Source organism: Mongoliitalea daihaiensis, from assembly GCF_021596945.1.
In the GTDB taxonomy this organism is placed as follows: domain Bacteria; phylum Bacteroidota; class Bacteroidia; order Cytophagales; family Cyclobacteriaceae; genus Mongoliitalea; species Mongoliitalea daihaiensis.
In genome coordinates this window covers 2,340,247-2,365,077 of sequence record NZ_CP063779.1, presented here as the reverse complement: position 1 = coordinate 2,365,077, position 24,831 = coordinate 2,340,247, and the positions used below count along the sequence as shown (strand labels likewise).

Annotated in this window: 17 protein-coding genes; 10 read left to right on the top strand and 7 right to left on the bottom strand. The window is 38.5% G+C overall.

What is annotated here, in order from left to right; all coding sequences use genetic code 11:
* Positions 1-349 precede the first annotated feature (349 nt).
* From IPZ59_RS10030 to htpG, 3 genes are all read right to left on the bottom strand, one after another.
* On the bottom strand, positions 350-1,513 hold the full coding sequence (locus tag IPZ59_RS10030) for a hypothetical protein (RefSeq protein WP_236139711.1): 1,164 nt from the start codon (positions 1,511-1,513) through the stop codon (positions 350-352).
* Between the two features lie 557 nt (positions 1,514-2,070).
* Entirely contained in the window at positions 2,071-3,030 is a 960-nt protein-coding gene (locus IPZ59_RS10025; RefSeq protein ID WP_236139710.1) for a Fic family protein, read from the bottom strand.
* Between the two features lie 475 nt (positions 3,031-3,505).
* On the bottom strand, positions 3,506-5,389 hold the full coding sequence (gene htpG, locus IPZ59_RS10020) for a molecular chaperone HtpG (protein WP_236139709.1): 1,884 nt from the start codon (positions 5,387-5,389) through the stop codon (positions 3,506-3,508).
* A 1,554-nt stretch (positions 5,390-6,943) separates the two neighbouring features.
* Between htpG and IPZ59_RS10015 the strand changes: the two genes are divergently transcribed.
* Entirely contained in the window at positions 6,944-7,726 is a 783-nt protein-coding gene (locus IPZ59_RS10015; RefSeq protein WP_236139708.1) for a formyl transferase, read from the top strand.
* Between the two features lie 262 nt (positions 7,727-7,988).
* Entirely contained in the window at positions 7,989-8,654 is a 666-nt protein-coding gene (locus IPZ59_RS10010) for a heme exporter protein CcmB (protein ID WP_236139707.1), read from the top strand.
* Between the two features lie 4 nt (positions 8,655-8,658).
* On the opposite strand, the gene IPZ59_RS10005 is transcribed toward IPZ59_RS10010, so the two are convergent.
* Positions 8,659-9,531 (bottom strand): geranylgeranylglycerol-phosphate geranylgeranyltransferase, encoded by an 873-nt coding sequence (locus tag IPZ59_RS10005; RefSeq protein ID WP_236139706.1) that lies wholly within the window; start codon positions 9,529-9,531, stop codon positions 8,659-8,661.
* Positions 9,532-9,682: 151 nt separating this feature from the next.
* On the opposite strand from IPZ59_RS10005, the gene IPZ59_RS10000 reads away from it, so the two are divergent.
* On the top strand, positions 9,683-10,945 hold the full coding sequence (locus tag IPZ59_RS10000; protein WP_236139705.1) for a replication-associated recombination protein A: 1,263 nt from the start codon (positions 9,683-9,685) through the stop codon (positions 10,943-10,945).
* Positions 10,946-11,216: 271 nt separating this feature from the next.
* Here IPZ59_RS10000 and IPZ59_RS09995 read toward each other — a convergent pair whose 3' ends face one another.
* Together IPZ59_RS09995 and IPZ59_RS09990 are read right to left on the bottom strand one after the other, a co-directional pair.
* On the bottom strand, positions 11,217-11,627 hold the full coding sequence (locus tag IPZ59_RS09995) for a nucleotidyltransferase substrate binding protein (RefSeq protein ID WP_236139704.1): 411 nt from the start codon (positions 11,625-11,627) through the stop codon (positions 11,217-11,219).
* 29 nt (positions 11,628-11,656) lie between these two features.
* Entirely contained in the window at positions 11,657-13,096 is a 1,440-nt protein-coding gene (locus IPZ59_RS09990; protein ID WP_236139796.1) for a trypsin-like peptidase domain-containing protein, read from the bottom strand.
* A gap of 186 nt (positions 13,097-13,282) precedes the next feature.
* Here IPZ59_RS09990 and IPZ59_RS09985 point away from each other — a divergent pair, with 186 nt between their 5' ends.
* The 7 genes from IPZ59_RS09985 to IPZ59_RS09955 all read left to right on the top strand — a co-directional run bounded on the left by IPZ59_RS09985 (position 13,283) and on the right by IPZ59_RS09955 (position 23,974).
* A complete protein-coding gene (locus tag IPZ59_RS09985) occupies positions 13,283-14,449 on the top strand; it encodes a 1-deoxy-D-xylulose-5-phosphate reductoisomerase (RefSeq protein ID WP_236139795.1) in 1,167 nt (388 codons plus the stop codon).
* Complete coding sequence (rseP, locus tag IPZ59_RS09980) at positions 14,449-15,762, top strand: RIP metalloprotease RseP (protein WP_236139703.1); 1,314 nt, start codon at positions 14,449-14,451, stop codon at positions 15,760-15,762. Before IPZ59_RS09985 ends, rseP begins: the two co-directional genes overlap by 1 nt.
* A gap of 113 nt (positions 15,763-15,875) precedes the next feature.
* The gene (locus tag IPZ59_RS09975) at positions 15,876-17,105 is read left to right on the top strand and encodes a hypothetical protein (RefSeq protein WP_236139702.1); all 1,230 of its coding nucleotides are present in this window, start codon (positions 15,876-15,878) and stop codon (positions 17,103-17,105) included.
* Between the two features lie 13 nt (positions 17,106-17,118).
* Positions 17,119-19,179 (top strand): Kelch repeat-containing protein, encoded by a 2,061-nt coding sequence (locus IPZ59_RS09970; protein WP_236139701.1) that lies wholly within the window; start codon positions 17,119-17,121, stop codon positions 19,177-19,179.
* A gap of 154 nt (positions 19,180-19,333) precedes the next feature.
* The gene (gene lon, locus IPZ59_RS09965; protein ID WP_236139700.1) at positions 19,334-21,817 is read left to right on the top strand and encodes an endopeptidase La; all 2,484 of its coding nucleotides are present in this window, start codon (positions 19,334-19,336) and stop codon (positions 21,815-21,817) included.
* 14 nt (positions 21,818-21,831) lie between these two features.
* Entirely contained in the window at positions 21,832-23,238 is a 1,407-nt protein-coding gene (hslU, locus tag IPZ59_RS09960) for an ATP-dependent protease ATPase subunit HslU (protein WP_236139699.1), read from the top strand.
* A gap of 7 nt (positions 23,239-23,245) precedes the next feature.
* The gene (locus IPZ59_RS09955) at positions 23,246-23,974 is read left to right on the top strand and encodes an SDR family NAD(P)-dependent oxidoreductase (RefSeq protein WP_236139698.1); all 729 of its coding nucleotides are present in this window, start codon (positions 23,246-23,248) and stop codon (positions 23,972-23,974) included.
* Between the two features lie 69 nt (positions 23,975-24,043).
* Here the strand turns inward: IPZ59_RS09955 and IPZ59_RS09950 are convergent, their stop codons facing one another.
* The gene (locus IPZ59_RS09950) at positions 24,044-24,790 is read right to left on the bottom strand and encodes a 4'-phosphopantetheinyl transferase family protein (RefSeq protein ID WP_236139697.1); all 747 of its coding nucleotides are present in this window, start codon (positions 24,788-24,790) and stop codon (positions 24,044-24,046) included.
* Positions 24,791-24,831 lie beyond the last annotated feature (41 nt).

Genomic DNA, 24,831 nt, shown 5'->3' with positions numbered 1-24,831 from the left:
CCGTCAACACCGTAATCTGATAACCTAGAATTTACGTTACTATTTAGAACAGCTTTTGATTGCATCCAATTCATTAATAAATTACAATTTACTTAAAATTATAATTTTCTATTCTTCATTGGAAATATTTTATTCAGATAAAACTCTAAACCTTTCTAAATCAATTAAAAATCCAACACAATCAAATTTTGGCAGTTATTTTACTTTTGAATTTAAATTGATAATCGATTGATTTAAAGCACAAAAAATTAACCACCCACTGATCACTTACTCCTCACCACTCCCATTACCAATACATGACCATACGCATTTTATAGCTCTAGAGTCTCTTCAGGAAGATGGTTTGTTATTAAGAGGGATCCAAATGCTCAATCTGTTCCATATCTAACTCCAGATAGTAAAAATAAAGTCTATCTTCACCTGGCTGAGATTTTGCTTTAATCAAAATCTTACCATTAAGCGGTATTGTAAAATTACTTAAATTAGAATTTATCTTGGAGAGATTAGTTTCTTCGATTTTATTAAGATTAATATCAAATAATTCCAGAAATACGTCAAAATCTTGCAGTTTTTCACTTTTTATTGGGCCCTTAACTGTTCGGTAATAACAGCCACACGATTTAAAGTAAATCAGTTCACCAAAGGCAACCTCTCCGTCCCAATCACTAGCAAGCTCCATCATATTTTTAAAAGACATTTCTTTAGTAAATTTTGGTTTCTTAACTTTTTCAAATGGATAATTTAATGTAGAGATTTCTAAAGAACTAGACTTTTGTTTTATCAAGTTAAAAACATCAATTTTTGAATGATAATTGTACGATACAATCAAACTATCATTATGATACAAAACAAAAGGGAGATATTCTAAACTAAAATTTTCATGCTTTATTTTTTGACTATTTATTAATTTCTTATCATAGAATGGCGGTAATACTTCAGCTTGGTATGAAGCGATTTCCATTGCAATCAGATCAATTAAATCACTTTCATAATCCGAGACAAAAAAATAAAACCGATCTTTTTCTGAATCCACACCGTTATAGGGTATTCCTATTTGAAAACTATTAGGTCCTTTTAAAGACGGGGACTGATAATCTTTTAAGACTTCCAAATCAAAAATATTCAATGAACTTACCCACTCTAAATTTTTATTATAAAAATCAATTACTGGTGTACTTCCAACTCCTCTAAAATTTTTTGAACCAATAAAAAGATATGGCATACCACCTATTGTTGGTTCGCCTAGCTTTTTAAATGACTCAATATCACTATACCTAAACTGCTCATCATACAAAGTCAATGAGGATAATCCAGACGTAAATGAATTAAAAAAAATAATGGAATCGTGCTCTTGATAGACTACATACGGAGGAAAAGGGTAATCAGGAACAATTGCAATTTTATTAAACTCAATAAACTTCTTTTCTGAAAGATTAAAAAAAGATTGATGCTCCTCTTCTTTGGGAGAGGAGCAACTTATCAAGACAAAGACAAAAATAAAATACTTTAACATAAAATCGCTTAAACTATATATTCCAAACAAGAAGAATTGGCCCCGTGTTGGGTTGTTGTGAGCTTTATTGTTTGTCCCGAATTAACATCATAGATGTAAATAGTACTATTTTTACAACAATTGTAAAAAAAGTCATCTCGAATACTCCAAGCATCCGCTGAATTGTTTGCAATATAAACACCACTACATGGATAAATACCAAAAGAGATAAATGCAAATAGCATTACTAACATGATTTTTTTCATAATAATTTTTATTTTGGTAAAACATTGATTTAAAAAGTCTTTAGCGCTAAAAACTTGAATTAATATACCCCCCCCCGTAACTAACTTCCAAATATTCAGAATTATTTTTTTTAATAAAATTCATAAGCCATTGATTTACAGTATAAAAAATTTTATTAACCACTGGTCACTTACTCCTCACCGCTCTCATTACCAATACCTGACTATTTCCATCCCATTGATCTTGAATCTCTTAAGGAAGGATGGCTTGTTGATGGGATGGATTAAGTTGATAAGTAGAATAGAAATTGAGAGCTTAATATCTAAATGACTTCAAGATTTTTTCTTTTGATAGAGGGTTGTTTTTTTATCTCCAGATTTTGTAACAAAACCAAGCGCTACTCCATTTTTGAGATCTCTGCTTGCCGTAGCGGAAGATATCTCCTTATGGAACTTCATATACTCTTTTCTAGAAAACATGTCGCTTGATTGTTCCAAGAAAACTTCTAGTCTTTCTGTTCCATCAAGCTTTTTTGTGTCGCTTTCAAGAAGTTCATCTAAGGATTGCTGAATTAGCAATAGCATGTATTTAATAAACTGTGTTGATTTGCCTTCCTTATCACTTGCAGAAAGAGCCTGGTAGTATTCCTTTTGATTTTTAGCGATGAGACTTTCAAATGGAAGAAATTCGAATAACGGGTAATTCTCCATCAAAATAACCGTTTGCCAAAGCCTACCCATTCTACCATTTCCATCCATGAATGGATGAATAAATTCCATCTCATAATGAAAAACGCAGCTTTTGATCAAAGGTAGCTCAGACTTATCCTTAAGGTATGTAAAAAGTTCTTTCATGAGGAAAGGAACATTAGAAGCAGGAGGAGCAAGATGTTCAACATTAGAACCTTTGACAATTCCTACCCCCTTTGCTCTATATCTGCCCGGAACCTCTATCAATTTATTCATCAACATCTTATGAGCCTTCAAAAAGTCTTTTTCTGAAGAAGACTTCCATTGTTTCAAATTCTTATACGCCTCCAATGCATTTAAGACTTCAAGAATATCTTTTTCAGGCCCAACCACTCTTTTATTCTCGATAATGGCAGTAATTTGATCTTCAGATAAGGTATTTCCTTCGATACTTAAAGATGAATGGATAGTCTTGATTTGATTTTGCTTTCTAAGTTTCGGATTTTGGCTAACAATTAATTTAGCATTGACCGCTCCTATTTTTTCTGAAATAGAAGTAATGAGCTTGAGGATTGCAGGTGTAAGATCGTATGGAGGTTTCATTTTTTGATAGTATCAAATGATACTATCAAAAATAGTAATTTTTGGGAAATAATTATACCTAAGCCCCCGTTCACAAATAATACTCACCCAAAAAACCATGCAACTTACTATACACTAAAAATTCTCATCAACCATAGTTTGCATAAGCAAAATATCTTTGGGATGAAAAGATATTCATGGATACTTGTTGATATTAGGATATTTTGAAAGGAGAGATTTTTTGGAGATAGAGGATGAGGAAATAAAGTGAAAATAACTGGAACTACTTCGTTGGTTGTGCTAAACTAACTTTGCGTCAGCAAAAAAATCTGTGTCAATCAGTGAAAATCCCTCTCTATCTGTGTTTTAAAAATTACTTAATCATTCATACCAAAAATTCTGCCCATTCAGGATAAAAAAAACCTTTGAGTACATCTAACTGCACCCAAAGGCCTTCTGTAATGTAAATCAATGAAGTTCTAAAGACATCAATGACTTATATCATCTCCACACTTCTCTTCACAAAGGCGGTCAAATCCTTGCCTGTCAACATTCCTTGTGCTAAGAGCGCCAAATCAAATGCTTGCTTCGCCAATTTCTCTTTTTCCTCGGCTGATTCGGTTTTGAGGATTTTATCTACTAACGGGTGGTTACCATTAACCGCTACTTTGTAATTATCTGGCATGGCTCCGTAGAAACTCATACCTCCACCCATCTGGGACATTTCCTTCATGCGGCGCATAAACTCATCCATGGTCACCGTCACTGGCATTTCCTCCGGACTTAAGCCTTCTACTGCCACACTGTAGGTCTGACTTCCGATAGCTTTTTCGAAGATTTCCGTCACCTGAGTAGACTGTTCCTCTGTCAACAGATTGGCATAACCATCGTCTTTGACAATCAACTTATCTACCACATCGGAATCCACACGCTTCAAGGTGGTTTTTTCCTCCTTCATTTCCAAATGCTGAATGTAATGACTATCAATCGGTGAATCCATCACCAAGACATCGTAGTCTTTTTTATTCGCTGACTGAATAAAGGCATCTTGCTTTGCCACATCCGTTGCGTATAAGTACACTACTTGCTCCTCTTTATTGGTCTGAAGGGCTTTTACTTTTTCTTTGTATTCTAATGGCGTAAAGAATTCCCCATTGGTATTTTTCAACAAGGTAAAGTCTTTCCCTTTTTCAGCAAACTTCTCTTCGCTGATCATTCCGTACTTCACAAAAAGACCGATGTCATTCCATTTTTCTTCGTAAACCTTGCGGTCTTTCTTGAACAATTCTGCCAACTTGTCTGCCACCTTCTTGGTGATGTAGTTGTTAATCTTCTTCACATTGCCATCAGACTGCAAGAAGCTTCGGGACACGTTTAACGGAATATCTGGAGAATCAATCACCCCATGCAACAACATCAAAAATTCAGGTACAATGTCCTTTACCTCGTCGGTGATGAATACTTGACGGCTGAAAAGTTTGATTTTGTTTTTCTGGAACTCAAAATCATTTTTCACTTTCGGGAAGTACAATACCCCAGTCAAGTTAAATGGATAATCCACATTTAAGTGAATCCAGAACAATGGATCTTCACTCATTGGATACAACTCCTTGTAGAAAGCTAAGTAATCCTCATCCTTCAGGTCACTCGGAGATTTGGTCCAGATAGGGGTTGTTGTATTGATGATGTTATCCACCTCTACCGACTTCCACTTTTTCTCGCCCTTGTCATCTACACCATCCTCTACGCTTTCAGACTTGGTGCCGAATTTGATTGGAACAGGCAAAAATTTGGCGTATTTGTCCAAAATTCCCTGCAACTTCCATTTATCCAAAAACTCTTCGGAATCCTCATTGATATGAAGGATGATGTCTGTACCGCGTGTTTTTCTGTCACCTTCGGAGATTTCGAATTCTGTACTCCCATCGCAGGTCCAACGGGCAGAGGCAGCGCCTTCTTGGTAAGAAAGGGTATTGATTTCTACCTGTTTCGCCACCATAAATGCAGAGTAGAAGCCCAACCCGAATTTACCGATGATTTCATTGGCATCTTTGGCATCCTTGAATTTCTCTACAAACTCAGTAGCACCAGAGAACGCGATCTGGTTGATGTACTTCTTAATTTCCTCTGCAGTCATCCCAAGACCACTGTCAGAGATGGTGATGGTCTTTTTGTCTTTGTCAAAAGCAACCTCCACAGTCAGGTCACCCAACTCACCACTATACTGTCCTAGTTGAGCCAATCGCTTGATTTTTTGGCTGGCATCTACAGCATTGGACACCAATTCCCGAAGGAAAATCTCATGATCGGAATATAAAAACTTCTTGATGATAGGGAAAATGTTCTCGGTATGTATCGAGATCGTACCTTTTTCCTGCATAGCTCTATAATTTTATGTTGTGAAATACATTATTGATAATGGCTCTTTATCAATGCCTGTTCCAAAGGTGGAAAAATGTCATTTTGGCAGAATTTTAAAAGATATTGATTGATATTGGGTAGTAGGATATTATTGGTTGGAGAGTTTTATTTGGGTGGAGAGAGGAAATAAAGTAGAAATAAGGTGGAAATAAATTGAAATAATTGTTGAGGGGTGCTAAACTCAATTTTGTTAAAAAAATCTGTGGAAATCTGAGCAATCTGTGGACAGAAAGGATATTGGTGGATACTGGATATTGGGATATTTGGGGTGGAGAGAGGAAATAAGGTAGAAATATGGTGGAAATAAATTGAAATAATTGGTTGAAGGGTGCTAAACTCAATTTTGTTAAAAAAATCTGTGGAAATCTGAGCAATCTGTGGACAGAAAGGATATTGGTGGATACTGAATATTGGGATATTTGGGATGGAGAGATTTTTTGGGATAGAGAGAGGAAATAAAGTAGAAATAAGGTGGAAATAAATTGAAATAATTGGTTGAAGGGTGCTAAACTCAATTTTGTTAAAAAAATCTGTGGAAATCTGAGCAATCTGTGGACAGAAAGGATATTGGTGGATACTGGATATTGGGATATTTGGGGTGGAGAGATTTTATGGGGTAGAGAGAGGAAATAAGGTAGAAATATGGTGGAAATAAATTGAAATAATTGTTGAGGGGTGCTAAACTCAATTTTGTTAAAAAAATCTGTGGAAATCTGAGCAATCTGTGGACAGAAAGGATATTGGTGGATACTGGATATTGGGATATTTGGGGTGGAGAGATTTTTAGGGATAGAGAGAGGAAATAAGGTAGAAATAAGGTGTAAATAAATTGAAATAATTGGTTGAAGGGTGCTAAACTCAATTTTGTTAAAAAAATCTGTGGAAATCTGAGCAATCTGTGGACAGAAAGGATATTGGTGGATACTGGATATTGGGATATTTGGGATGGAGAGATTTTTGGGGGTAGAGAGAGGAAATAAGGTAGAAGTAAGGTGTAAATAAATTGAAATAATTGTTGAGGGGTGCTAAACTCAATTTAGTTAAAAAAATCTGTGGAAATCTGAGCAATCTGTGGACAGAAAGGATATTGGTGGATACTGGATATTGGGATATTTGGGTTGGAGAGATTTTTAGGGATAGAGAGAGGAAATAAGGTAGAAATAAGGTGTAAATAAATTGAAATAATTGTTGAGGGGTGCTAAACTCAATTTTGTTAAAAAAATCTGTGGAAATCTGAGCAATCTGTGGACAGAAAGGATATTGGTGGATATTGGATATTGGGATATTTGGGATGGAGAGATTTTTGGGGGTAGAGAGAGGAAATAAGGTAGAAATAAATGGAAATAATGGTTGATCTGTGTTAAAAAGTAGATTCCAATTGGTCATCATCTTAAAATAAGATGATTTTCAAAGGAGTACCATTTAAACCTTCAAACCCTATTTTTAAACATTTTTCCATGGTCTCCATAACTGATTTTTTTATATTCGACCCAATTTTTACTAATCATCGACGATGAAAATTTTAATTATCAGTGAATGTACACCAAGAGAACGGATCATAGTGTATGAAGTGCTCAACAACTTTCGAGATGTATCAGTGATTGCTCCTAGCGGTAAGGTTTCGGTTAGCAATGATGTGAAATCGAAAAAAGGAAAAGCAAGTTTTTCTCAAAGAATTTTCAAAAAACTGCATCAAAATGCACTCAATAAAAAAATCAAAGGGTACAATTTGGATGAAATCCCTCATGAAACCATCCTTGTACCGTTTTCTCAGCTGAACAATCCGGAAAGTATTCAACTTATTCAAAATTTGAAACCTGATATCTTATTGACCTGTAGAGCTCCTATGCTTTCCAAAGACTTACTATCGATTCCAAAAATAGGGGCAATCAATATTCATTACGGTGTTCCTCCAAAATACAGAGGAAATGATACCTTATTTTGGGCGTTTTTGAAGAAGGATTTTGATTTTATTGGCGCCTCTGTTCACCAAATCAACACCGGAGTCGATAGAGGAGACATCTATGCAGTAGGCTATCCAAGCTTACAGGCAAAAGATGATGAAGTCACCATTGATATCAAAACCAGTTTAGTAATCTCTCGAGCAGTTGTGGAAGTATTAAAGCGAGTCAAGCAAGAGCAACAAATGCCAAAAGGAATGAAACAAGAGACTTTAGGGAAAAATTACAAAAAATCAGATCGCTCCCTCTCAGCTAATCTTTCCTATCAGTTCAAAAAAAATCTCGGACTCCTCAAACCTATCCCAAGAGAAGAACGCATCGAATATTTCATTTAATATTCTTTAACTTGTTCCGAAAGTTCTTGACATGTTGTCCCAGGTAAAAATTTGGGTCAATTGATAGAATTAGCTAGTTGATTCTTTATTTCTTTCGTTGGGAACAAACTTTTCTATGCTAATTTTTCTGTACTTTCTGTACATTCTGCGAGCTCTTGATTCTTGCCTCTTGCCTCTTGTTTCTTGTTTCTTGTTTCTTGTTTCTTGTTTCTTGCCTCTTGCCTCTAAATCCTTTTCTCCCAAAATCCCCTATCTTTGCCCTATGATGCAACAGATCCAAACACTTCTCATTAAGGAATTCACCCTTGAGTGGAGACAGAAGTATGCCCTCAATGGGATATTACTCTACGTAGTGTCAGCTGTTTTTATCGTATACTTGAGTGTAGGTGCAAAGCAAGGAAATATAGCAGTCCCTACTTGGAATGCCCTATATTGGATTATTATCCTTTTTTCAGCGGTCAATGCGGTGGCGAAGAGTTTCATGCAGGAACATCAAGGCCGACAATTATACTACTACATGATAGCCTCTCCGGAAGCTATCATCATTTCAAAAATGCTCTACAATACACTCCTAACACTAGTTTTGGCCTTGTTAGGTTACTTGGTATTTAGCATCATCCTAGGCAACCCTGTTCAAGATCAGGGATTATTTATCCTTAACTTATTTTTGGGCTCCATAGGTTTTTCAGCCTGTCTGACCATGGTGTCGGGAATCGCCTCCAAAGCCAGCAACAATGCCACATTAATGGCCATCTTGAGCTTTCCTGTGATTATTCCCATTCTTCTGATGGCCATCAGGGTATCCAAAAATGCGATCGATGGCTTGGATTTTTCAGTGAGCGTGGATAAACTAATTACACTCGCAGCCATCAACGCCATCATTGCAGCTGCTGCTTATATTTTGTTCCCGTATTTGTGGAGAAGTTGATCGTTTAGATAAGTCCCATACTCAGAATTCCAGCCAACATCAATAACTTAGAGAGCAAACTTAATTGCGAAAAATGAGCTTTTCGATCGGCTTGATATATTTTGTACATAAACAAAAAGAAAAGAAAACTCAGCCCTCCAAAATAATAAAACAGGGATAGCTTATTGATTTTAAAAGTCACTATCAAAATCGCAATTACAAACACGAAGGCAATCAAAAATATGATATACTTGGTATTTCGGAAACCAAAGACTATCGGCAGGGTCTGACATCCATGTTTTCTATCCCCATGTCTATCTTCGATATCCTTGAGTATCTCCCGTATCAAATTCAGAAAAAAGGCAAAAATGGCATACGTTAACACCAACAATTCGGCGTTTTGATAATAATACCCAATAATCCAAATCGAGACTCCAGTCAATAAAGCGACTACTAAATTCCCTATAAATGGCAAGCGCTTCAGTGCGTTGCTGTACCACCACAGTAAAAAAGCGGCAATAAAATTAATCACGGCAATTCGTGGGCTGACAAGATAGCCTATCCCAATTCCTGAAAAGTTAAGTAAGGTATGTAAAAAAATAACCACGCGCCGCTTCATCCCCTTGCCTATAATTACCTCCTCTGGTTTATTGACATAATCAATCTTCACATCGTAATAATCATTGATCATATACCCCGCAGCAGCAATGATCACTGTTGAAAGGATAATGAGGTAAAGATTAATATCCTGTAACACGGGTACGCCTTGACGGGTAGTCTCTACCAAAAAATGGGCAGTCATCAACTGTGCAAACACCACAATCAGTAAATTGGAAGGCCTACTGATTTTCAGCAAGCCTTTGATTGTAAATATAGGTGTTGCGGTCATGGAATTCATGGGACAAAATTAATCAAAAATCATGGCTTTGTAGAGGTTATAAACGGGTAGCTGGAATTTAATGTTGGATGTTTTAAGTAAGCTTTCCTGAAATCCCTATTCAGAAGCCATAGCTTTTTTATCTTTGACCTTGGAAGAGCAACCAACGCCTATGAACAATACCCCTTTAGCCGAACGCATGCGGCCTAGCAGACTGCAAGAATTGATTGGACAGGAGCACTTAAGTGCATCCAACACCTTTCTCTATAGGGCCATTCAATCTGGCAATGTCCCATCCCTTATTTTATGGGGACCTCCGGGAGTAGGAAAGACTACAATCGCCAACATCATCGCCAACGAAATCAAAGTACCTTTTTATACGCTTTCAGCCATTAGCAGTGGAGTCAAAGACATCCGGGAAGTCATCGAAAAGGCCAAATTCCAACAAGGAGTGGTCTTATTTATCGATGAAATTCATCGTTTCAACAAATCCCAGCAGGATGCATTGTTAGCCGCAGTAGAAAAAGGCACCATTAGACTGATCGGTGCTACAACGGAAAACCCATCTTTTGAGATCAACGCTGCCCTTCTCTCCCGCTGTCAGGTCTTCACCTTGAATGCCTTGGGTAAGGATGAATTATTGGCCATGCTGAAACAGGCCATGGAAAAAGACCTTGACTTAAAAAAAAGAACCATTGATCTCCAAGAAACGGAAGCTTTACTTCGATTATCGGGTGGAGATGGACGCAAACTCCTCAACTTGTTTGAAATTGTGGTCAATGCTATTGAAGGGGAGTCATGTGTAATCACCGACGCACAAGTGAGTACCATTGCCCAGCAAAAAGTAGCTTTATATGATAAAAGTGGTGAGCAACATTACGATATCATCTCTGCCTTTATCAAATCCATCAGAGGTTCTGACCCCAATGCTGCCGTTTATTGGTTGGCACGTATGATTGAAGGAGGTGAAGATGTGAAATTTATCGCTAGAAGATTGGTGATTTTAGCTTCTGAGGATATTGGCAACGCCAATCCTAATGCCTTGCTATTGGCGACCAACTGCTTTGAAGCAGTGAAAATCATTGGTTACCCCGAAGCAAGAATCATTCTCTCTCAATGTGTAACCTACCTAGCTAGCTGTCCCAAGAGTAATGCTGCCTATATGGCCATCAATGAGGCTCAGCAAGCCGTCCGCCAAACCGGTGACCTGCCTGTCCCTTTCCATCTTCGCAATGCCCCCACCAAATTGATGAAGGATTTAAACTATGGCAAAAACTATCAATATGCTCATGATTACGAGGGAAATTTTATCAACCAAGAATACCTACCCGACGAACTCAAAAACACCTCATTTTACCGCCCTGGCAACAATGCCCGAGAACAAGAACTCAAACGTTATCTGAAAGATAAATGGAAGGGGAAGTATGGGTATTAGTAGTGAGAAGTGAGAAGTGCACAATTAGTTTATTAAGTGATTGGTTGATTAAGTGATTAGTGGAGAGAGGTCAACTGTCCACTGTCGACAGTCCTCGGTTTCGTTAGTGGTAGACTTACTTTTCGTTTTTTTTACCTTAATCCCTACTTGGTTCTTGGTATCCCGAGGGTCGGGACAGGCTGCGGTACTTCGTATGTTTACACTCACTGTTGGCTGAGCGAAGTCGAAGCCAACGATCTATTTGCTGTTAGTAGGGGGCGGTAAACAGTATTCAAATCTTCGTAAACTTCCGTTCGAAATTATCCATGAGCTTGATGTATTTTTTGATAATCTTATCTGCCAACTCAGCATCATAATCTTCAGGATAGACGGGCGAAAACTTAATACGATCAATAATCATATCCAGCCATCCCTTCCCATCATCAATCAAATCAGCATGAAAGGCCTCCACTGTCAAATCCCTTGATCCTGTAAAAGGCCCCTTCCCCTGCTTCCGAAAAAAATCTTCCATCGAATGCAAGGCCTGTTGGTGGGTGATCTCAAATAGGCGTGCCAGTTGCTGATGGTACTTCTTCAAATCACCTTTCTTGGCTTCTGCCAGATGAATGTACTCATTCAACTCAGCCAACGCTTCTTGAAATTTGGCATGTGGAGAATAGGAGCTTGTTTTAAAAGATTTCATAGAAATGTTGAGTAAGGTTTTTGATTTTTCTAGCGCACATTATAGGATTGCATAAACGGTTGACCATTGGCAGTAATGCCTTCTAAGCGCAATCGACCGCTGAACTTTTCTAAGAATTGACCGGTTTGCTCCGGGTTTTTAGCAGGTTCACCGTTGATTTGAGTGATGATAAAGCCATTGTTCAATCCTAGATCTCTCAAGTAACCACGGGTCATCGCCGTGATTTTGATACCATGACTGATATTGAATCTGTCTTTCTCTAGCGTATTGATAGTTTCTAACTGTGCACCTAAAATGCTGGAAGTAAAGAATTCCCTTCGAATCACTCCTGTTCCTCCTTCTAGATTCTGAAGGGTCAACTGAGCTGTTTTGGATTCCCTACCCCTCCGAAGCTGAACCGTTATTTTATCCCCTGGATAGTAATAGGACAACACCTCTTCAAAGCTGCCCTTACCCGTAATAGGCAGGTTTTCGATCCGCGTAATTACATCATTTCTTTGCAAACCCGCTTTTTCTCCTGCTCCATTGCGAATAACATGGGTCACAATGACTCCATCTAAAGAATTTAATCCCATTTCCTCTGCCAGTTCAGGGGTAACCTCCACTACATCAACGCCTGGAATGGCTTTCTGAACCTCTCCAAACTTGATCAAATCATTGGCAATTTTAACCGCAATATCTACTGGAACAGCAAATCCATAGCCCGTATATGAGCCTGTTCTAGAAAGAATAGCCGTATTAATCCCAACCAATTCTCCTTTAACATTTACTAAAGCTCCACCAGAGTTACCAGGGTTGATAGGTGCGTCCGTTTGTATAAATGATTCCAAGGGAAATTCCCCTCCTAAAATATTGATCTGGCGCTCTTTTGCTGACACAATACCTGCTGTAACTGTGGACGTAAGGTTAAATGGATTTCCTACAGCAATCACCCATTCTCCGATCCTCAACTCCCTGCTGCTACCTTGTTGGATTGCAGGGAGATTGGCTGCCTCCACTTTTAACACTGCAATGTCTGTATTTTTGTCAGTACCTACCAATCGTGCAGGATACGTGCGTTTTTGATGGACTACCTCAATGGTTTCCGCTCTGTCAATCACATGGTTATTGGTAATAATGTATCCATCCGAACTAATGATTACACCTGACCCTGTACTTACCCGTTGATTGGGGCCTGTACCAAAGAAATAATCAAAAATACTGTATCTGCGTTGATCTGTTCCAGAAAAATTCTTGATAAAAACTACTGAGGGAGTACTTTTTTCCGAAGCCTCCACAAAGGAAATCGGCGCATTCATTGCAACGCTCACGTTTTCATCCCGCTCAAAGTTCACTTGAAAGGGTACTTGTTGAGCTTGACTTGTTTCGCTTACAGTAATTTGATTAGAAACAAAAAGCTGCTGATAGGTCCATGCACCCGCTAAACCAGCAATAAAGGCCAATACAATAAATTTCAAATTCTTTCCCATACAATCTGTAACGATATTCGAATTAAAACAGTTAACAACATTCCAATTACCAATTACTTTTCCCATTTGCATGCCAAATTGGAAGTCTAGTAAAAACAAACGAAAATTTAGCAGGAAAAGTAAGATAACCTTGTAATTTTGTCAGATTATTTTAGTAACCCAAATAATTTCTTCAGGGATTCGTTGATGTCAGAAAAAAAACACGTCGCCATTCTAGGGTCGACAGGAAGCATAGGAACACAGACCTTGGATGTCATCCAAGCACATCTTGACAAGTTTGTGGTAGAAGTCTTAACTGCTCAAAATAATGCAGATTTATTGATTGCCCAGGCAAAGCAATTTCTACCCAATGCTGTTGTCATAGTCAATGAATCTCTCTATTCACAGGTCAAAGCCGCCTTAGACCCTTTGGATATCAAAGTGTATGCAGGTGAAAAAGCGCTTGCTCAAGTAGTTGAAATGGAGAGCATTGATATTGTATTGACGGCCTTAGTTGGATATTCTGGACTGTTACCCACCATCAATGCAATTCATGCGGGCAAACATATCGCTTTGGCCAACAAAGAAACCTTGGTCGTCGCTGGGGAATTGATCACCGAGTTGGCAAAAAGTAAGGGAGTCAATATTTATCCTGTTGATTCAGAACACTCTGCTATCTTTCAGTGTTTGGTGGGTGAGTTTCATAACCCCATTGAAAAACTAATCCTCACGGCTTCTGGAGGACCATTCCGTGGCAAAAACCGAGAGTTTTTGGCAAATGTAACTAAAGAACAGGCGTTGAAGCATCCCAATTGGGATATGGGTGCCAAAATCACCATTGATTCAGCTTCCTTGATGAACAAAGGCTTGGAAGTCATTGAGGCAAAATGGTTGTTTGGCGTACGAAAAGATCAGATTGATGTGATCGTACATCCTCAAAGTATCGTACATTCCTTGGTACAGTTTGAAGATGGAAGCATCAAAGCACAACTAGGGCTGCCCGATATGCGTATCCCTATTCAATTTGCATTGAGCTATCCGGATAGATTTCAGTCTGATTTCCCAAGGTTTGATTTTATGAATTACCCAAATCTTACCTTTGAGCAACCTGACATAAAGACATTCCGCAACCTTCAATTGGCCTATGATGCTTTAGAAAAGGGTGGAAATACTGCCTGTATTTTGAATGCCGCCAACGAAATTGTTGTGGCAGCATTCTTGCAAGATAAAGTTGGCTTCTTAGAAATGTCAGACATTATCGAAGAAACCTTAGTGAAAATGAATTATATTCAACAGCCTAGTTTGGAAGATTACGTAGAAACAGACAAACTATCGCGGTTGATGGCAACAGAACTAATAACGCGTAACATATAATGGATACTTTGATTATGGTAGCCCAGCTTTTGCTTGGGTTGTCAATTTTGGTGGGCCTACATGAGTTGGGACACCTCCTTACCGCCAAAATGTTTGGCATGCGTGTGGAGAAATTCTCCATCGGTTTCCCTCCCAAAATCATCGGTTTTCAGTGGGGTGAAACAGAATACTCCATTGGGGCCATTCCTCTTGGCGGATTTGTCAAAATATCCGGCATGGTCGATGAGTCTATGGATACCGAGCAAATGTCGTCCGAACCTCAACCATGGGAATTCCGATCCAAGCCAGCCTGGCAGCGCTTAATTGTGATGTTGGGAGGTATCATCGTCAACGTTGTTACGGGTATCATCATATTTGTAGTATTGGTATATCAAAATGGGGAAACGTACTTCTCTAGAGATCAAGTTTTGGAGCATGGCATTGTAGCCTATGAAATCGGGCAGCAAATTGGTTTTCAGGATGGTGATAAAATTTTAGACATCAACGGTGAAACCTACAGAAGCTTATCCGAATTAAGCGGAGGAGAAGCACTTTTGAGCAGTGGCTATTACACTATTGAAAGAAACGGGGAAACCATGCAGATCGCCATCCCCAGAGGGTTTATCAATTCCTTCAGCAATGAGCAGGCCATGTCCAGCTTTATCAACATTCGCTTTCCTTTTGATATCCGTGAAGTAGCCCCTGGTTCAGTTGCCGAACAAATCGGTATACAAACAGATGATAAGATTACAGCTGTCAATGGGGAATCCATTTTCTATTTTGATGAACTACAAAAAGCCTTGGCAGAAGTCAAAGAGCAGGAAGTCAATCTTACAATTGAGCGGGATGGTGCGACCTTGGAAAAAACCGCAATGGTTAGCTCAGAAGGCACTATCGGCATCGCAGTCAATTCTCTGCTTGAGCCTGTGGTTAGAAAATATGGAATTGCAGAATCTTTAACTAAAGGAACTGAACGCGCATTTGGAGTAGTTATCATCAATGCAAAGGCCCTGGGTAGAATGTTTACAGGAGAAGTATCTGCTAAAAATGTCAGTGGCCCGATTGGCATGGCGAAGATTTATGGCAATCAATGGGATTGGGTAAAATTTTGGAGTATTACAGGCTTGATTTCTATGATTTTGGCTTTTATGAATTTACTACCAATCCCTGCATTGGATGGAGGACACGTGATGTTTTTGTTATATGAAATGATTTCAGGTAGGGCACCTTCCGATAAATTCTTGGAAAATGCACAAAAGGTGGGCATGGTAGTTTTGTTAGCTTTGATGGTATTCGCGATTGGAAACGACATCTTAAAACTATTCACTCCTTAAAATTTTACTACCTGTTTATCAGCAACTTAAAAATCGAGCGTAAATTTTACGCTCGATTTACTTTTTTAGTATTACTTTTTTCGTTAAAATTCTTCAATGAATTGAATTAGCATATGAAGTTTTTAGTCTCACTTAGCTTTAGCTTTTTAGTCATTTTTGCAAGCAGTTATCAAAAATGTCAAGCCCAGCAGCCGGTCAATCAGGATTACATCATCACGTTATCTGGAGAGGTAGAATATGGACAAATCCTTCGATCTTTTGACCAAAGCAATTACAAGGTAGTCAAATTCCAATCTCGTTCAGGAGATCGAAAAGATTTTGCTCCTCATGAAATCAATGGCTTTGGATTAGATAATGGAAGAATTTTCAGAAGTATGAAACTTCCAGGGATGCGAACCAACGTATTTGTCCAACAGCTTTTCTCTGGTACATTTAGCCTACTCAGTTATCAAGATGATATTTACATAGAGACTGAAGTAGAGTTGATCTACATGTATAAAATATTGGAGGAAAATAATTTTGCAGGTAGGGTTGTCACCAATTACAGAAAACCATTCGTTGACGATCTTTTGGTTTTGTTTGCAGGAAATTGTGGAAATACACTAAAAAAGTCAATTGAAAAGACTTATTATTCCGAGCAAAGCTTTTTAGACTTATTGATAAAATACCACAAATGCGAAAACTTACCTTACACAGTACATATTGAAAGTATCCCTCGCTTGAGGCTGTCTCCAACCCTGAGTGTCGGAGGTAACATGATGGGGACACTTATCAGTGATCGTTCAGACAATCGGACCGATGTCTTCGAGCAACAATTTTTGCCCTCTATTCAAATGGGGTTACGCTTCTACCAATTTAGGATCATACCCAAGTTTAGTTTTGATCTTGGGGTTGGTAAAAGCGAATTTTCAAGTATGGTACGTGCTCGGTATGAAAATCCAAACCAACTGTTCACAGGAACAGAAAAATACAGCATCTCATCTACGTTTTTTCCATTTTCTTTGAATTATTCTTTCCAAAGAAATAGAAATTTTGAATCATTTGTGGGCTTAGGTATCATCCACCGCATCTCCACAATTGAATCAGAGTTTTCCATTATGGACAGTAAAAGTAAAGCCATCAACTCAACTGTTTTAACAGAAGTCAGGCTTACGAGCTACAAAGAAAGAATTACCAGTCCTACTTTTAAGCTTGGCACGCATATCAGGCACTCCAAAAAATTGGGGTTTATAGTTGAATTACAAACAAGTTTATTACCCAGCAGCTATTCCGTCCGCATAGAAAATAACATCGCAAAGTATAGCGAGGTCATCAATTCTTTATTGATTGGAATTAGGTATTAACGCGCACACAGACATGATCCGTTCCAAACTTTATATCGTAGCCCTTTCATTCGTTACGCTCTTATCTTGCCATTCTGATCGAGTAGAACCTGTCACACATCCCCGATTTACAATTGCATTTATTCAAGACATCAGCGAAAACGGAGTTCAGTTATCCGCCGATGTTCATGATTTTGGCAGTGAGGAAATTTTAGAGCATGGTTTTATGTACACCTCCACTGCTGTTCCAAGGGTCAACAATGCTGTGAAGGTTTCTGAGTCTGGTAAGCCCGGTAAAACCTTTCAAATGACCGCTATTCATTCCATGAAAAAAGGGACTACTTACAACGTCGTTGCTTACATGCAAACAGCCTCCGGTTATATTTACTCAGAGAATGTGCGATTTGAAAGTCAAGGTTCTCAAGGCTTTGTATTACTCGACATGTTGATTCCTCAGCCGCTTTATTTTGGTGACACTATTACTGTTTTAGCTGAAAACATCAGTGAAATAATCAGTTATTATGATATAAGGATAGAAGAAACCAGACCGGCTAAAACTATTGAGGTTACTAAAAATAGCTTTAAATTCATCTTTCCAGAAGTATTTGAATTCAATACCCGCAACTCTGATGAAGGCATATTTCGTTTTGACCTAAAAATTGCAGACAACACTTTGACAGTACTGAAAGAGGTGAAGTTTCAAGAACCTATTTTTAAAGAAAACTCCCTTTTTGCCGTGAATTATGATCAAAACGTAGTGTTGGAAGGAGAATTTTTAGAATCGTCAGAAGTACGTGTGGAATATCAACAGCAGCCTTTAACAGTCGTACAAAAATCAAACAATCAGCTTACCTTCAGGCTAAATGCTCGTTTCAATGAAGCTACTCCAACTATTGATGTATGGATAAGAGGGAGGCCCTACATCGTGAAAAATAGCTTTAAGATTAACCCTACTGAATTTACAACTACAGAACCCTTAGTCATTTCCAACTGGCTGGATCGTATTACAGTTCCGGTAATAAATAAAAATCCTGTTGGAAACACCTTTTTCGTAGAAAATGAAAGCTTAAAGTTGCAGGAAGTACAATTTCCTGAAACTACTAATACTGTTAATTTTAGAATCTTACAGGTAAATAATTTGAGTAAATCCCAGCACAAGGTTTATTTAAAAAACTCAAATAATCAATCAGAAAATCCACTCAACTTACAAATTATAGGCCCTTATTTACCAATACTTCATTTAACACCAGAAGAAATAAACATATTAGGCGTAGGGGGTATAGGTATTAGTGATGATTCAAAAAACGTCGGATATTTCTTTAGAAGAAGAAGCATCTACCAATACGACCCAAAAACTAATCAATTGACATTTAAAAACAGTAATAGTGAATCAACTAAGAACACTATCGCTAATCTATTCGCCATGAGATCTCCGAATGGGAAAATTTATACAGCGGCAGCTGATCCTTGGAATTCCCAAGCCCCTTCTGATTTTTATGAATTTGATCCAGCGACTAATAATTTGAAAAAGTTACCAAACTTGCCTTCAAATTTATTGTTCATTAGAGCAGCACTTGCACTGAAGGATTATTTTTACTTAGAATCAGAAGATACTTTTTGGAATGAAGAGATAGGTGGTAGAACCTATATTACGGAACGCTGGAAATTTGATTACTCACAACAATCTTGGCAACTGTTATCGAAAGTAACAGAATCCCGTGAAGCAGGAGTCAGATTTCACCGAAGTTTTAGATACAATGGTCAAACATTTATGATCGGACACCTCAATGGCAGCCAAAGATTGCTTGTCTTCGATGAAGTTCAAGAGCAACTAAGAGACCTAACTGCTGTCAACTTACCTAATCTGCAAATAAGTGAACCTATTGTAAGAGGGAATAAGGTATATTTATCTGTGGGAAATGGGTATTATGAATTAAATATGGAGACCATGGAAGTCAACCCAACTATTATTGCTACTCGTAACTTTTTCAATGAATTTAATCAATCTATGGCCGTGAATATTAATGATGAACTTTTTATGTACAGCGGTGATGATCAATTAGTCTATTTAAATATGAAATTATTTGATCAATAAGCGGAAGTTAATCAAAGAGGCAAAAGACACCTGCCAATTTGTACTGAAATAAACATTGGCATATTCATTGAATTATTTGAAAGAACCTTCTTACATTGAAGGTTCTTTCTATTTATACGATTAACGTGGCAGTAAACCTGTCATCTTGTCCTTTATGAACAGACACAACAACAATCCATATCAATCATTAGTATTAGGAGATTTTGCAGGTGAGGGGGATTTAATCCATCTAATCACAGAAGAGGAAGGAGAAACAGGCAACCAAGCCGACTCCTATCCAGATGAAATCCCTATTTTATCCGTACGAAATACTGTTCTTTTTCCCGGTGTAGTCATCCCTATCACGGTAGGAAGACAGCGAAGCATCAAATTGGTTAAAAAGGCACAAAAAGGTGACAAACTGATTGGGGTCTGTGCACAGGTAAACCCTAATAATGACGAACCTAGCTGGGATGATATTTACCATGTAGGCACTATTGCCAAAATAATAAAAATGATTGTATTGCCAGATGGAAATACTACCATCATTATCCAAGGCAAAAAGCGATTTAAAATTGCGGAAACATTAACTGAGGATCCGTACTTTACAGCAAAAGTTGAATATTTGGAGGAAAATTTCCCCAAAAACAGTAAGCGAATCCAAGCCCTGGAAGAATCCATCAAGGAAGCGGCTGCCAAAATCCTTCATTTGAACCCGGAAATCCCAAGAGAAGCTCAGGTGGCATTGGACAATATTGACAATACCGCTTTTCTTACCCATTTCCTATCTTCCAACATCAATGCGCCCGTAGAAGCTAAACAACGCCTATTGGAAATCAATGATGGATTGGAGAGAGCTACTTTGCTATTGGAGCTAATGATGAAGGACATTCAAATGCTCGAACTAAAAAGTGAAATTCACCGCAAGGTACACACCGATATTGATCAGCAACAGCGAGATTACTTCCTACGTCAACAAATGAAGGTTCTTCAAACCGAGCTTGGTGAGGAAGGACCGGAAAAGGAAGTGGAAGAATTACGTGCAAAGGCAGCCAAGAAAAATTGGCCAAAAGCTGTGGCTGAACACTTTGAAAAAGAACTGAATAAAATCCTTCGAATCAATCCCTCAGCTGCAGAATATCCCATCGCCTTAAATTATGCTGAGACCATGGTAGAGTTACCTTGGAATGAGTTTACAGTAGATAATTTCGATTTAAAAAATGCCAAGGCTATCCTCGACAAAGATCATTCTGGCTTGGAAAAGGTAAAAGAACGCATCATCGAATATTTGGCTGTTTTGAAGTTGAAAAACGACTTAAAAGGCCCTATTTTATGTTTGTATGGCCCTCCAGGAGTAGGAAAAACCTCCTTAGGTAAATCTATTGCAGCAGCATTGGGCAGGAAGTATATCCGCATGTCCTTAGGAGGAGTACACGACGAGGCAGAAATCCGTGGGCATCGAAAAACATACGTAGGTGCCATGCCTGGAAAAATCATCCAGAACATGAAAAAGGTGAAATCGTCCAATCCAGTATACGTGTTGGATGAGATAGATAAGTTAAAATCTGACTTCAGAGGAGATCCTTCCTCCGCATTTTTGGAGGTATTGGACCCAGAGCAAAACAGCACCTTTGTAGATAATTACTTGGAAGTGGAATATGATTTATCCAAGGTTTTATTCATTGCTACTGCCAACTCTTTGGATACCATCCAACCTGCTTTGCGTGACCGTATGGAAATTATCGAGGTTACAGGGTATACCATGGAGGAAAAAGTTGAAATTGCTAAAAACCATTTAATACCAAAGCAACGCAAAGAGCATGGATTGAAGGGACGAGATATTACCTTTGATAAGGGAGCGATTGTTAAAGTCATTGAAGATTATACCAGAGAATCAGGGGTCAGAAGCTTGGAAAGAGCCATCGGAAAAATCATCCGAAATGTTGCTAAATCCATAGCTATGGAGGAAGAATACAACAAAAAAATCACCCCTGCAACGGTCAGAAAAGTATTGGGAGGAGAGATTTTTGACAAGGAATCTTATCAGGACAACTCTGTGGCCGGTGTGGTAACCGGTTTGGCTTGGACCTCTTTTGGAGGTGAGATTCTTTTCATCGAAACATCTTTAAGCAAAGGAAAAGGTAAGCTCACACTCTCTGGACAATTGGGAGATGTCATGAAAGAATCAGCTATGACAGCACTTTCCTATTTGAAATCGAAGGCTGATAAACTTGGCATAGACTATCGAACATTTGATCATTACGATCTTCATATCCACGTACCTGCTGGAGCTGTGCCCAAAGATGGGCCGTCAGCCGGTATTACTATGCTGACAGCTATGGCTTCTATTTTCACTCAACGCAAAGTGAAAGCAAAAATAGCCATGACAGGAGAAATTACGTTAAGAGGTAGAGTAATGCCTGTTGGAGGAATTAAAGAAAAAATTCTAGCCGCTCGCAGAGCAGGAATTAAAGAGATCATTCTATGCAGTAAAAATGCACGGGATATTGAAGAAATAGATGAGGAATACTTGAAAGGTATACAGTTCCATTTTGTTGATAAAGTAGAGGAAGTATTGGACATTGCTTTGTTGAAAACGAAAGTTGAAGATCCTATGAAATTCAGCTTCCCAATAGAGCACTTAAAAACTGAGGGCTAAGCCCGCAAAAACTTATGAGAAAAGATTTTCACGAATTGACTCCCAGACAAATTGTGGGAGAGCTTGATAAATATATTATTGGACAACACGATGCCAAGAGAAATGTAGCCATTGCTCTTAGAAATCGGATCCGCAGAATGCATGTGAAAGGTGATATTCAAAAAGATATTGTTCCTAACAACATTCTGATGATAGGCTCTACGGGAGTGGGTAAAACCGAAATTGCTAGAAGGCTGGCAAAAATTGCCAATGCACCATTTACCAAAGTAGAAGCCTCCAAATTCACAGAAGTAGGTTATGTAGGACGTGATGTTGAAAGTATGGTGCGTGATTTAGTAGAGCAATCAGTTCACTTGGTACGCGAAAAGAAAAACGAAGAAGTAAAAGAAAAAGCAGCACTTGCCGTTGAAGAGCAGTTATTGGACATCCTTATCCCTCCTGTTAAAAGTCCTGGATTTGTTCGCAATGGAGGCCAAAGCCAAGATTCCACATTTGATCCTTCCAATGCCGGTGACGATGAATTAAACGAACGTACAAGAGAGCGATTCCGAGAAAAATTGAAAAATGGAGAACTGGAGGATCGGAAAATTGAGATTCAAGTAAAACAAGCTCCTCCTGTAGGTATTGGAATGATAGGTAACGGCATGATGGATGATGCCAGCATGCAAGGTCTTCAGGATATGATTTCAGGCATGATGCCTAAAAAAACCAAAAAAAGAAAATTGACCATTGAAGAAGCACGCAAAGTTTTACTAGAAGAAGAAATATCTAAATTAATAGACTTTGATGAGTTGAAGGAAGAAGCACTTCGGCTAGCGGAAAACAATGGCATTATCTTCATTGATGAAATAGACAAAATAGCGTCCAAAAGCAGTAAAAGTGGTGGCGGACCCGATGTAAGCAGAGAAGGCGTACAAAGAGATTTACTTCCGATTGTAGAAGGTTCTGCTGTAAATACCAAGTACGGAATCATCAATACCGATCACGTGCTTTTTATCGCTGCAGGAGCTTTCCATGTGGCAAAACCTTCAGATTTGATTCCAGAATTGCAAGGTCGATTCCCGATTCGTGTGGAACTTCAAAGCTTAACGGAAGATGATTTTTACAGGATTTTAAAGGACCCTAAAAATGCATTGACTAAACAATACCAAGCCTTGTTTGAATCAGAGGAAGTGTACTTAGACTTTAATGATGAATCGATTCACGAAATTGCTCATTTAGCCTTTAAAATTAACGAGGAAGTAGAAAATATTGGCGCAAGAAGACTCCATACAGTCATGAGTCACTTACTCAATGATTTCTTGTTCGATGTACCGGATAGCATTGAGCCAAACTCTAAAATCATGATTACCCGCAAGATGGTTCAAGAGCGCTTGAGTTCATTAGTGAAAAACCGCGATTTATCTCAATACATTTTGTAATACAGGTATGGATTCTCTTTTCATTATTACCGGCAGTAGCAAAGGCATCGGTCTTGCATTGGTGGAGCAATTATTGGAGCATCCCTCCCATCATATTATTGGTATCGCTCGTTCGGCCTCACCGCTGACTCATGAGCGATACCAACATTTTCAATCAGATTTATCCGATGTCCACGCACTCATTCATCAAGTTGATAATTTTTTCCCAAGCACTCCTTTCGAAAGGATTGTATTGATCAATAATGCTGGTTGGATTGGGCAAATCGAACATGTAGGGCACATTGAGCCTGAGAATATCATAAGCCTTTATAATCTCAATGTAACCGCCCCAGCCATCTTATGCAATGCCTTCGCCAAAGCTTATGAAAAAGTTGATGCCGTGAAAATTGTCATTAATATCAGTTCGGGAGCTGCCAAGAAAGGGTTGGATGGATGGTCAGGATATTCCTCTTCCAAAGCTGCGATTAACCTTTTCACAGAAGCTACTCAAAACGAATCCAATCTCAATGCTAATGGTATCCGCTACTTTGCTGTGGCACCTGGAGTGGTAGATACCGCCATGCAAACTGACATACGCTCCGCCAAATCAGCTTCCTTTTCTTCGCTTGCCAAATTTCAAGGACTCTATCAGAACAAGCAACTCAGCAGTCCTCAATATGCTGCTCAAAAAATAATTCATCTCATCGAAAACTTCGAGGAATTTGAAGGAGTTTTGCAAGATGTAAGGGAGTTTTAGATCTTAGAGTTTTGAATTAAGACTCCTCCTACTCCTTCCTCCCACATCCATTACCCTTTTCTAAGTTCATCATTTCCCAACGATAAAGTCAATCTCTTTTTTAAAGTCAATATAACGGATAGTTGTCTGCTTATCACCTTCCAAACTTAATCCGCACCATTGATCTTGGGAAAGTTTGAATACTTGCTGTATTTCGGATACATGCCGAGACTGGCAGTGGTGACCATAAGTGCTACTTTGGAAAATAGAGATATCATGAAGCTTTTCCTGTATGCCCGTACCCAATCGCTTTAAATAGGCTTCTTTTAACACCCAAAGTTTGAAAAAAGCATCTTCACGTTGGGGGCCTCGCTCAATATAAGCTAATTCATCTGGATGAAAGATATCTTCTAGGAAATAACGTTCTAAAGGAATTTGCTTTTGTTTTTCCACATCCACTCCACAAGGTTTCGGCCCGCAGATCAACATAAAGTAACTCCTGTTGTGTGCGATATTGAAAAAAAAGGATGGGTCATTTTGTAACAATGGCTTTCCAAATTCATTGGTAAAAAAAGAGATTTTACACGGGCTTTCATTCAAATACGCTCCAATAAGTAATTTAGGAAATAGGGTACTAATAATCCGTATTTGTTGATCTTCCTCGTGTCTATACTTCCGAATTGCTAGCCAATCCTCCTCTTTTATGAGATCATAATATACTTCAAATGAAGAAAAATCCCGTGCGATATCCACTTTCCACAACTGATAACCATGATTCAAGTCATGTTTAGGGGCATCTTCCCAGTGCACTTGCGATATGATTGGGTAAAATTCCATTAAAGAGATAACGATAGTTTTATCTCGAGTTTTTTTATTTC

Coding starts and splice junctions, on each gene's coding strand:
- IPZ59_RS10030 (WP_236139711.1), bottom strand. CDS start 1,513: ATGTTAAAGTATTTTATTTTTGTCTTTGTCTTGATAAGTTGCTCCTCT.
- IPZ59_RS10025 (WP_236139710.1), bottom strand. CDS start 3,030: ATGAAACCTCCATACGATCTTACACCTGCAATCCTCAAGCTCATTACT.
- htpG (WP_236139709.1), bottom strand. CDS start 5,389: ATGCAGGAAAAAGGTACGATCTCGATACATACCGAGAACATTTTCCCT.
- IPZ59_RS10015 (WP_236139708.1), top strand. CDS start 6,944: ATGAAAATTTTAATTATCAGTGAATGTACACCAAGAGAACGGATCATA.
- IPZ59_RS10010 (WP_236139707.1), top strand. CDS start 7,989: ATGATGCAACAGATCCAAACACTTCTCATTAAGGAATTCACCCTTGAG.
- IPZ59_RS10005 (WP_236139706.1), bottom strand. CDS start 9,531: ATGAATTCCATGACCGCAACACCTATATTTACAATCAAAGGCTTGCTG.
- IPZ59_RS10000 (WP_236139705.1), top strand. CDS start 9,683: ATGAACAATACCCCTTTAGCCGAACGCATGCGGCCTAGCAGACTGCAA.
- IPZ59_RS09995 (WP_236139704.1), bottom strand. CDS start 11,627: ATGAAATCTTTTAAAACAAGCTCCTATTCTCCACATGCCAAATTTCAA.
- IPZ59_RS09990 (WP_236139796.1), bottom strand. CDS start 13,096: ATGGGAAAGAATTTGAAATTTATTGTATTGGCCTTTATTGCTGGTTTA.
- IPZ59_RS09985 (WP_236139795.1), top strand. CDS start 13,283: ATGTCAGAAAAAAAACACGTCGCCATTCTAGGGTCGACAGGAAGCATA.
- rseP (WP_236139703.1), top strand. CDS start 14,449: ATGGATACTTTGATTATGGTAGCCCAGCTTTTGCTTGGGTTGTCAATT.
- IPZ59_RS09975 (WP_236139702.1), top strand. CDS start 15,876: ATGAAGTTTTTAGTCTCACTTAGCTTTAGCTTTTTAGTCATTTTTGCA.
- IPZ59_RS09970 (WP_236139701.1), top strand. CDS start 17,119: ATGATCCGTTCCAAACTTTATATCGTAGCCCTTTCATTCGTTACGCTC.
- lon (WP_236139700.1), top strand. CDS start 19,334: ATGAACAGACACAACAACAATCCATATCAATCATTAGTATTAGGAGAT.
- hslU (WP_236139699.1), top strand. CDS start 21,832: ATGAGAAAAGATTTTCACGAATTGACTCCCAGACAAATTGTGGGAGAG.
- IPZ59_RS09955 (WP_236139698.1), top strand. CDS start 23,246: ATGGATTCTCTTTTCATTATTACCGGCAGTAGCAAAGGCATCGGTCTT.
- IPZ59_RS09950 (WP_236139697.1), bottom strand. CDS start 24,790: ATGGAATTTTACCCAATCATATCGCAAGTGCACTGGGAAGATGCCCCT.